Origin of the sequence: Enterobacter quasiroggenkampii (genome assembly GCF_043972695.1) — a bacterium.
In the GTDB taxonomy this organism is placed as follows: domain Bacteria; phylum Pseudomonadota; class Gammaproteobacteria; order Enterobacterales; family Enterobacteriaceae; genus Enterobacter; species Enterobacter quasiroggenkampii.
Genome location: NZ_CP143745.1, coordinates 4,720,524 through 4,726,897, shown reverse-complemented (window position 1 = coordinate 4,726,897; position 6,374 = coordinate 4,720,524). Strand labels below are relative to the sequence as shown.

Sequence of the window (6,374 nt, the reverse complement as noted above, 5' to 3'; positions counted from 1 at the left end):
GTTATCCCTTTTAAATCTTAATTATGCGTCTTCGCCAAAAGCGTTTTTAAGCCATTCGATCTCATTTCCGGTGAAGGCTATCACATCGAACCGGCAATCCACAGTATCAAAACTCCCATTATGGCGGGCAAGCCACAAGTGGGCAGTCTGTAATAATTTATGTTGTTTGGCGAGCGTCACGCTGGCGGCAGCACCGCCAAAACGGGAGGACTGTCGAAAGCGCACTTCTACAAACACGATGACCTGACCGTCTTTCATGATCAGGTCGATTTCGCCGCCACGCCCGCGGACGTTGGCGGCGATGAAATGCAGTCCTTTGCCTTCAAGCCAGCGACGCGCCTTTAACTCCCACGCATCGCCGGTCTGTTTACGGCTTAACTGGCCGGGACGATCTGCCCCTGCTGGTATTTGAGCCATGATAACTTCCTGTTAATCACACAATCCTGAGTGGCGGTCAGATCGCCGGTGTTGCCGTTAAGCTCGAAGCCCGGCACCTGACGCATCTGGGTAAAGTGGTTCGCCAGCGCCCACGCATCAACCCCCATCGCATACAGACGCGCCAGAGAGTAATCGTTACGCACCGCGCTCAGCGCCTGCTGCATCAGGGATGGATTGCTGCCGGCCAGCATCGGGATTTCACTGTACTGCAGACCGTCCATTTCCAGACGGAAATCCGGGCCTGCGGTGCCTTGTGCGCTGCGGGAGCTGGCGTAGAGCGTTGCGCCGCTCTGGCTGCCGTTACGCATCGCAATCATCGGTTTGATAAAGGCGATCTCCTGCGGTGTGGCAACGATATAGGCCGCATCCACTTTACCGCCACCGCTAATCTGCGCGTCGGTTGGCGGTGCAGGGATCGTCAGGCCGCCAATCGTCACGCCCTGCTGCTGTGGCAGGCTCGCGGTGACCGGGCTACCGTTAAGCGCGATACCCGCCCCGCCGTTGACGCCCGCGCGCAGTTCAGAGACGGAACCGAATTTCTGCTGCAGTACCACGCCGCCGCCCAGCTTCTGCCACTCATCGGCAAAGGCATTGGCCACGCGATCGCCCAGCGCGCTGCGTGGGATGAGCAACAGCGGCGCCTGCTTACCCTGCTCGTGAATATGACGCGCCGCGTCGCGGGCTTCATCTTCCGGAGAGAGCGCGAAGTAGCAGATATTGGCCCGGTTCTGAACCTGCTCTGGCTGGTTGAGCGCCAGCACGTTCAGCGTGGTATTGCTCTTCATCAGCTCTTCCACGTTGTTTTTCAGCAGCGGACCGACAACGATGCTCGCGCCATCCTGTTGAACCTGCGCCAGAACCTGGTCCAGCGGCTGCGAACTGGTATCGTAGATTTTCAATTCAGCACCCGGGTTGGCGCTGGTGGTTGCCACGGGCTGCGGCTGTGCGGCAGGTTGAGCAGTCGGCTGTGCAGGCTGTGGTTGAGGCTGTTCTGCTGTTGTGGCAGGCGCTGGAGCAGCGGCTGGCGCCGCTTGCGTCTCGGCCGGAGCCTGGGTCGCAGGTGCTGTAGTAGACGGAGCTGCTGTCGCTGACGGTGTCGTCGGAGCCGTCACCGGGTTTTGCATCGTGCCCTGCGCTGGCGCTTGCGCCGTGGTCAGGTCGCTGGTCTCTGCGGCGGATGGGCTGACAACATCATTCACGTTAGCCGCCTGGGCCGCCTGTGCGGGAACGGCGCTGCCGGTGACCGCCGTCGTGCCGTTTTTCGCCGCTTCAAAGCCCTGCTGAATGGTGCGTCCAAACACCGCCGCCTGGCCGTTGAGTGGCAGAAGGAGGGCGATTTTGCTGGTCGAGGCAGGCTTAAAGTTCTGCACGTTCACCAGCTGGGTTGGCAGCATTTTCGCGCCCGGGTTTTGCGGGTAGCGCGTCTGCCAGTCCGTAATGCCGGCTTTTAACATCTTAGGATCGCTGCGGTTGTTAAACCACATCTGCTGCAGATCCAGCCAGCCCTGCAGGACGTTTTCATCCGCGTTGATGACCAGCGCCTGCGCCTGTTCCTGCGTCATCGACGCCAGCGCTTGCCAGGTGGCATCAATATTTTTCTGCTTATCAGCACCGCCAAGCAGCGGCTCTTGCGCGACGAGCGCACGGAGCAAGGTCAGGGAAGGGCGTCCCTGCTCAGCGGTAATGCCCGCCTGCCAGAAGCGCGCCTGCTGGTTTTTATCCAGCGCGCTCACGTCGATATCACCGAGGATCTTCTTCGCGGCGGCGTAATCTTTCAGCGCAACTTTCAGCTCGGCAGAGAGCAGGCTCTGCTCACGACGCTGGGCGTCGTTAAGATCTTTTGGCAACTGGTTAAACAGTTCGGCTGCCCGCTGGGTTTTACCCTCTTTCAGCAGTGCACGAATGGCGAGTAATTGCCAGTTGGTCTTGGTATCATTTGAACTCTGCGACATTTGTTGCAGATAAAAGCCAGAATCAGCCTGAGCAGAACCCTGGAGATGGGCGGTGCTCTGGTCAGGTGCCTGGGTGCCACAGCCTGCAAAGATCAGGGCTGCCAGCAGAAGCGGCACGCTGCGCGTGGCTTTTTTTCGAAGAAACGTTAACGGTACCATACTGTATCCAGTGATTTTTTTTACGCAATGCTCAATATTAAATCGGCAATACGGACGAAACAATGAAACAACACGAAACGGCAGATAATTCTCAAGGCCAGCTTTATATTGTACCTACTCCTATCGGGAATTTGTCTGATATTACCCAACGTGCGCTGACCGTACTGCAAGCTGTTGATTTAATTGCTGCTGAAGACACCCGCCATACCGGCTTACTGCTGCAACATTTCGCGATTAACGCCCGTTTGTTTGCTCTGCACGATCACAATGAGCAACAAAAAGCCGAAACGCTGGTGGCCAAACTGAAGGAGGGGCAAAACATTGCCCTGGTCTCCGATGCCGGTACGCCGCTGATCAACGATCCGGGCTATCACCTGGTGCGTACCTGTCGCGAAGCCGGTATTCGCGTGGTACCCCTGCCGGGACCGTGCGCCGCGATTGCTGCGTTAAGCGCCGCAGGTCTGCCGTCTGACCGTTTCTGCTATGAAGGCTTCCTGCCTGCCAAATCCAAAGGCCGCCGCGACGTCTTAAAAGACCTGGAAGCGGAACCGCGTACCCTGATTTTCTACGAATCCACGCACCGTCTGCTGGAGAGCCTGGAAGATATGGTGACCGTCTGGGGGGAAGGCCGCTACGTGGTGCTGGCGCGCGAGCTGACCAAAACCTGGGAAACCATCCACGGAGCGCCGGTAGGTGAACTGCTGGCGTGGGTGAAGGAAGACGAAAACCGCCGCAAGGGTGAAATGGTGCTGATTGTCGAAGGGCACAAGGCGGAAGAAGACGCGCTTCCAGCCGATGCGCTGCGTACGCTGGCGCTGCTGCAGGCGGAACTGCCGCTGAAGAAGGCCGCTGCGCTGGCGGCGGAAATTCACGGCGTGAAGAAAAATGCGCTGTATAAGTATGCGCTGGAGCAGCAGGGGGAGTAAGTCAAATGAGCCGCTATCAGCCTCCTTTCACCATCACCCCTCTTATCCTCAATCAGGTGGTTGAGATTGGTGAACTATTAGGGCATTGGGCGGCACATTCAGGTCGAACTTCTCCGCTACTTCGTAAAGAGAACCGTATTCGGACCATTCAGGCCTCGTTAGCGATTGAACACAATTCTCTGACGACAGGTCAGGTGACGGCAATCATGGATGGCAAGCGCGTACTTGCTCCTGAAAAAGATATTCAGGAAGTACGCAACGCTATTCTTGCCTACGAGAAACTCCCAGAATGGAAGCCCTGGAAGCTTAATGATTTACTCAATGCACACCGATTATTAATGACTGGTCTGGTCGATCACCCCGGCAAGCTCAGGAATGGAGATGTTGGGATATACCGTGGAAACCAGTTAGTTCACATGGCTCCGCCCGCTTCGCAGATAGATCGCCTTATCGACGATCTTCTTACCTGGCTTAAGCAAACCGATCTTCACCCCCTGATTGCCAGTTCAGTATTTCATTACGAGTTTGAGTTTATTCATCCCTTTTCGGATGGAAATGGCCGCATGGGGCGGCTGTGGCAAACCTTGATCTTAAGTCAGTGGCGTGCAGAACTGGCATGGCTGCCCGTTGAGACACTGATTCACTTCCAGCAAGCACGCTATTACCAGATTTTAGGGCAATGCGATCGGGCCAGTGATTGCACGGTATTCGTGGAATTTATGCTGCAAAATATGGCGGAAGCCTTGCGGGAAGGCATAACCATGTCGTCCGTCATGTCGGAAAAAATGTCGGAAGGATTGTCGGAAAAGGAAAAGGCTATCCTTGAGCTTCTTACCGTTCAACCGCAATTGACTGCGGTAATGTTGGCATCTGTACTGGGCGTGACTTCCCGCACCGCGGAACGTTATCTCCATTCTTTGCAAACAAAAGGTAAGTTAAAACGCATCGGGGCAAGGAAAGGCGGAAGCTGGCAGGTCATGGCTTAACCTGCCAGCTGAACACGTTTTATTTCCCTGGTATCGCCTCAAACACCAGCGTTTCCAGCGGTTGCAGCGTAATCACCACGGCGTTTTTGTACGCCTCTGGTACGGTTGAATTACGGCCATACACCGCCTTCAGACTAAACCGCGCCGCGTTTCCTGTCGGGACTTCGAAATCTCTCGTCAAATCCAGGTAGTAGCTTTGTGGCTTATCCGACGGGTTACGCAAGCCGAGAATCGCTTTGTCCTTGCTCCATGATGCCCAGCCGTAAACCTGCAGCGCCGTTGGGTCGCCGCCTATCCAGTGGGTGTCCACCAGCACGCTGGCGTTTTCCCGGGACCATTTCGCGGCCTGCGCCAGGGTGTCCCACTTCGCCTTATTCAGCATTGACGGGGTGATATACAGCTCCTGCAGCTGCGTACCGGTCGCGAAGTAGCTCCAGACCTGGTCGGCAAAATCGCTGTCCGTTTGTGCCTTCTCCAGACCGTAGTAGGCATTCTCCGCGCTGACGATCCCGTGGTACATCAAGGAGTTCAGCGGGAACAGCGGGCCCTTGCGCACAATCGAGCGGTACGTTTCCGCATCGCGGTAGGTCATCCACTGCTGCACCGGCGTGCCGGGGCCGTACAGGTTGATGTCGTCCCCCTGGCGCCAGATCGAATCAGCGTAGAACAGCCAGGACGGGCTGGCGTTGGTCCCGGTGGTCAGGTTGATAAACAGGTTTGGGTTAGCGCTGCGCATGTTATGCAGCAGGGCGATAGAGGCGTTAAAATCCGAGGCGAACGGACTGCCCTTAATATGCGAATTGGCGTTTCCCATCCCATCAAGTTTGAACGAGGTAATGTGTTCGTTTTTGATCAGCTTAACGATCTGCTCATTGAAGTGCTTAAAGTAGTTCGGCCCTGACAGCGCCAGCTTCCCGTCGACGGTTTCGAATCCATACTCTTTTGCATGCGAGACGCGAATGTCGCGGGGCTTGTTGTAGCCTCCCCACGGTGAGAGCCACAGCCCGACCGAGCTGTGCAGGCTGTCGGCTTTTTCCCGTACCTTGCCAAAACCGTTGCTGAATGCAGGACCAAACAGCCAGCGCCCGGTAAGGTCGTCCCAGCCGTCGTCCAGCAGGAACGCGTCCAGCGCCACGCCGCGTCCGGTGATAAATTCCTTATTCCACTCGTCCATCCGCCCCAGCACATCCTGCTCGGAGTAAGGTGTAAAGAAGCCGATGTCCATCCAGCTGTTGTAGTGCAGGTAAGGCCTATACGGACGGGGGCGCACGGCATCGATAAACTGGTTCACGCTGCGGCGCAGTTGGCTGGTTTCCGGGAAGGTGCCGAAATACATCGTGTAGCTGACCGGCGTTTCAGGCTGAATGGGGGTTTTCAGCTCGACGTTGAGGTTGGTCGTCGCTTCATAGGCGTAAGTATTCACGATCGGTTTATCCGGCAGAATAAAGAACGAATCAGCCACGATCGGCGAACTGTTAATGGCCCCGTCAACATATGGTGACTGTGACTGCTTTTTCGTCGGGAAGAAGGTGATTTTCGCCACGTCTCGCGGCTGACCAACAGCCGCGAGGGTGTAATCGATACTGGCATACTTATCCTTCACCAGATTCAGCTTCACCGTTACGTTAAAATCCGGGCGCGTAAAGTCGATGACAATCGCGTTGTCCCGCTTTTCGACATGCTTGATGGAGAAATCAGCGGCGTGGATTTTTGTCTCATCCGGCAGCGTCAGAAAGAACAGCTCCTGGGGCGTGAGCGGATGGTTAGCCTTGCTGTCCTTCACTACTACCGTTGCGTTTGCATCATCAAACGAAAGGGCAATATTGTCGTTATTGAGCGCGTAGTTGGCGGCCGCCGCGCCATGAGAAACAGAGAGAGCCAGCAGCGAAAGAGTGAGCACTTTTTTCATCGGG

At 56.2% G+C, this 6,374-nt stretch carries 5 protein-coding genes; 2 read left to right on the top strand and 3 right to left on the bottom strand.

From position 1 onward, the window contains the following. Nucleotides 1-21: 21 nt before the first annotated feature. A complete protein-coding gene (locus tag V1572_RS22510; protein ID WP_045910089.1) occupies nucleotides 22-417 on the bottom strand; it encodes a YraN family protein in 396 nt (131 codons plus the stop codon). Further along, complete coding sequence (locus V1572_RS22505; protein ID WP_262796607.1) at nucleotides 375-2,549, bottom strand: penicillin-binding protein activator; 2,175 nt, start codon at nucleotides 2,547-2,549, stop codon at nucleotides 375-377. Before V1572_RS22505 ends, V1572_RS22510 begins: the two co-directional genes overlap by 43 nt. Before the next feature lie 62 nt (nucleotides 2,550-2,611). Between V1572_RS22505 and rsmI the strand changes: the two genes are divergently transcribed. After that, on the top strand, nucleotides 2,612-3,475 hold the full coding sequence (gene rsmI, locus V1572_RS22500; RefSeq protein WP_048028870.1) for a 16S rRNA (cytidine(1402)-2'-O)-methyltransferase: 864 nt from the start codon (nucleotides 2,612-2,614) through the stop codon (nucleotides 3,473-3,475). A 5-nt stretch (nucleotides 3,476-3,480) separates the two neighbouring features. Further along, nucleotides 3,481-4,461 carry a Fic family protein gene (locus V1572_RS22495; RefSeq protein WP_395299619.1) on the top strand — a complete coding sequence of 327 codons (981 nt, stop codon included), beginning with the start codon at nucleotides 3,481-3,483 and terminating at the stop codon, nucleotides 4,459-4,461. Nucleotides 4,462-4,480: 19 nt separating this feature from the next. On the opposite strand, the gene V1572_RS22490 is transcribed toward V1572_RS22495, so the two are convergent. Beyond that, entirely contained in the window at nucleotides 4,481-6,370 is a 1,890-nt protein-coding gene (locus V1572_RS22490; RefSeq protein WP_395299618.1) for an enterotoxin, read from the bottom strand. Nucleotides 6,371-6,374 lie beyond the last annotated feature (4 nt).

Bases quoted from the DNA above. Each gene is read 5' to 3' on its own strand.
- V1572_RS22510 (WP_045910089.1), bottom strand. From the start codon at position 417: ATGGCTCAAATACCAGCAGGGGCAGATCGTCCCGGCCAGTTAAGCCGT.
- V1572_RS22495 (WP_395299619.1), top strand. From the start codon at position 3,481: ATGAGCCGCTATCAGCCTCCTTTCACCATCACCCCTCTTATCCTCAAT.
- rsmI (WP_048028870.1), top strand. From the start codon at position 2,612: ATGAAACAACACGAAACGGCAGATAATTCTCAAGGCCAGCTTTATATT.
- V1572_RS22505 (WP_262796607.1), bottom strand. From the start codon at position 2,549: ATGGTACCGTTAACGTTTCTTCGAAAAAAAGCCACGCGCAGCGTGCCG.
- V1572_RS22490 (WP_395299618.1), bottom strand. From the start codon at position 6,370: ATGAAAAAAGTGCTCACTCTTTCGCTGCTGGCTCTCTCTGTTTCTCAT.